General features: G+C 32.4%; 2 protein-coding genes. One reads left to right on the forward strand and one right to left on the reverse strand.

Features of this window, described 5'->3' with window-relative positions; translation table 11 throughout:
• Positions 1 to 276: 276 nt before the first annotated feature.
• Positions 277 to 1,074, forward strand: a complete 798-nt coding sequence (locus ABZA26_RS12830; protein WP_372714906.1) for a substrate-binding domain-containing protein — start codon at positions 277 to 279, stop codon at positions 1,072 to 1,074.
• Between the two features lie 404 nt (positions 1,075 to 1,478).
• Here the strand turns inward: ABZA26_RS12830 and ABZA26_RS12835 are convergent.
• Positions 1,479 to 2,370: helix-turn-helix transcriptional regulator (locus tag ABZA26_RS12835; RefSeq protein WP_372714907.1), on the reverse strand; the 892-nt coding region annotated here is incomplete at its 5' end.

Consider the following 2,370-nt stretch of genomic DNA (forward strand, 5'->3'; position numbering starts at 1 on the left):
AATGGCCAATTCTATTTGTTAAATATTACAGTCAAAAGCTCGTCACACAGAATACAGTAGGGCTAACATTAAAAAATATAGTCCTTCCAAACTCTCGTTTAAGATGATTCCAGCCACTATTTATGATTACTTTATTTATAATTACAGAGTTAGGTGCTTGATTAAGTAAGTTTACTATACAAACTGATTAATTTATACTATATGGTTGTATCTTGATATCAAACTGTTGTATAATAACTCCAAACAAAAAATATATACAAAAGGAGAGTAAGATTTATGAAAAAAGTATTATTGGTTTTATTGGTCGTTTTATCGCTTTCAGTGAGTGTTTTTGGAAAGGATAATAAAAAAATTGTCCTGGCAACAACAACTAGTGTGAGAGACTCTGGTCTGATGGACTATCTGCTTCCAATGTTTAAAGAAGATACGGGGTATAGTGTGGATATGATAGCAGTAGGAACTGGAAAAGCCCTGCAGATGGGAAGAGACGGAGAAGCAGATGTTCTATTAGTTCATGCCAAAGCATCAGAGCTTGAGTTTATGTCCGCCGGTCACGGTATAGACAGAAAGGAACTTTTTCATAACTATTTTGTGATTGTAGGACCTAAAAATGGTATAGAAACCAAGTCAGTAAAAAATGCTCTAACTAAAATAAATAAAGATCATCTTAAATTTGCTTCAAGAGGAGACAACTCAGGAACAAATAAAAAAGAACTACAATTATGGAGTGAAAATAACATAGCTCCAAAAGGAGAATGGTATATTGTATCTGGAAGCGGTATGGCGGCCACTCTCAGAGTAGCTGATGAGATGGGCGCTTATACTCTTACTGATATCGCTACTTATTTAAACCTTAAAGATACTTTAGATTTAGAGATAAAGGTAGGAGAAGATTCTAGTCTTCTGAATCAGTATTCTGTAATAACAATAGATCCTTCAAAAAATAACTATATAAATGGAGATGGAGCTAATGCCTTTATGAACTGGATCGCTTCAGACAGAGTAGAAAAAAAAGTAGGAGAATTTGGTAAAGATAGATTCGGTATGTCATTATTTGTCCCTGATAAAAAATAAGCTGATACACAATATATAGTTGAAAATTTTTATAGAACTTTAAATTTTTAATAGTATTTGGGTGTTTCCAAAATTACGTGTAAATTATATCCCCAACAACTACTCTCATGAAAACCAATGTCTCTATTTCACTCGTAGTAGATATCGGTACTTAAAAGATAAAGGGAGAAAAGTTTTTTTAGATTACTTTTCTCCCTTATGGGAGTCTTTTCAGACAGTCCAAATACAGAATTTATAACAAATAAGAACTGGATCAAACTCAGATTACACAAAGGCTGTGTGGTTGAGGCAGTACTTACAAGTGTAAACAGTCTGGTAAAACCAGGATACAAGATTAAAAATAATAGATTAAAAAAAATCCAGAGTAAATGACAAGTAAAGTCATACTCTGGATTTTTTTAAAACTATTTCCTGATAAGTTTTTCAAACTTCTTTTTGAACTGCAGAGGAGTCAAAGAATATTTTTTTTTAAAGTGAGATGAAAACTTGCTCCCACTGGAAAAATTAAATTTAAATGCAATATCTGTCACAGAAAGATCTGTATCCAGAAGAAGATTGGAAGCATTTTCAAGTTTTTTATTGATAATGTATTTTGAAGGGGACACCTCAAAATTATCACTAAACAGAGATGCCAGGTTATTTTTATTGAGACCGAACTCACGTTTAATCTGGGCCACGCTGATATTGTTGTCTATATTATGATCGATGTATGCCATAATTTTTTTCAAGTCATTATCTATAATTCTGGTAAAATTTAGTCTATGCTCCTCTCCTAAAAGGCTTAGAACAACATCTGTTATAAAATTCAGCAGGATTACTCTTGAATTCTTGTATGAGACTAGGTTATCTAATTTTGAAATAATTGAAGAATCAAGTCTCCACTGAATTTTCTTAAGTATGTACTCGGGAAATTCAATCTGAAAATCCTTGAAAAATTTATCTTTTATATGAAGAGTTACGTAGTTGATATTTTGAGTCAAAACCTTGTAGCCTCCCAGAGAAATACCTTTAGACACAAGAGCTTCTTTTTCATTTAAAAAAACAGCATCTTTTTCAAAACCTATCTGTCCGGTTTCACAAAACCTTATTATAAGTCCGTCCCTTAAAAAAAATGACGGATTAAGATCTGAAAAGAAATTTTTCCTGATGATAATCACATCGGAGTAATCGTCTGAATATATCCTGTAAAAATCTTTTTCAGAGGGAAGACTTTCCAACTTGTCTCTAAACCTCTGTTCGTTGAAGCTGAAAACTTCCTCTAGAGTTCTGGAATTTCTCCTCAAAAAATCTATGAGG

Source organism: Ilyobacter sp., assembly GCF_041583315.1.
Classification (GTDB): Bacteria; Fusobacteriota; Fusobacteriia; order Fusobacteriales; family Fusobacteriaceae; genus Ilyobacter.

What these genes read in the sequence shown, in the direction of transcription:
- ABZA26_RS12830 (WP_372714906.1), top strand. Translation starts at nt 277, where the DNA reads ATGAAAAAAGTATTATTGGTTTTATTGGTCGTTTTATCGCTTTCAGTG.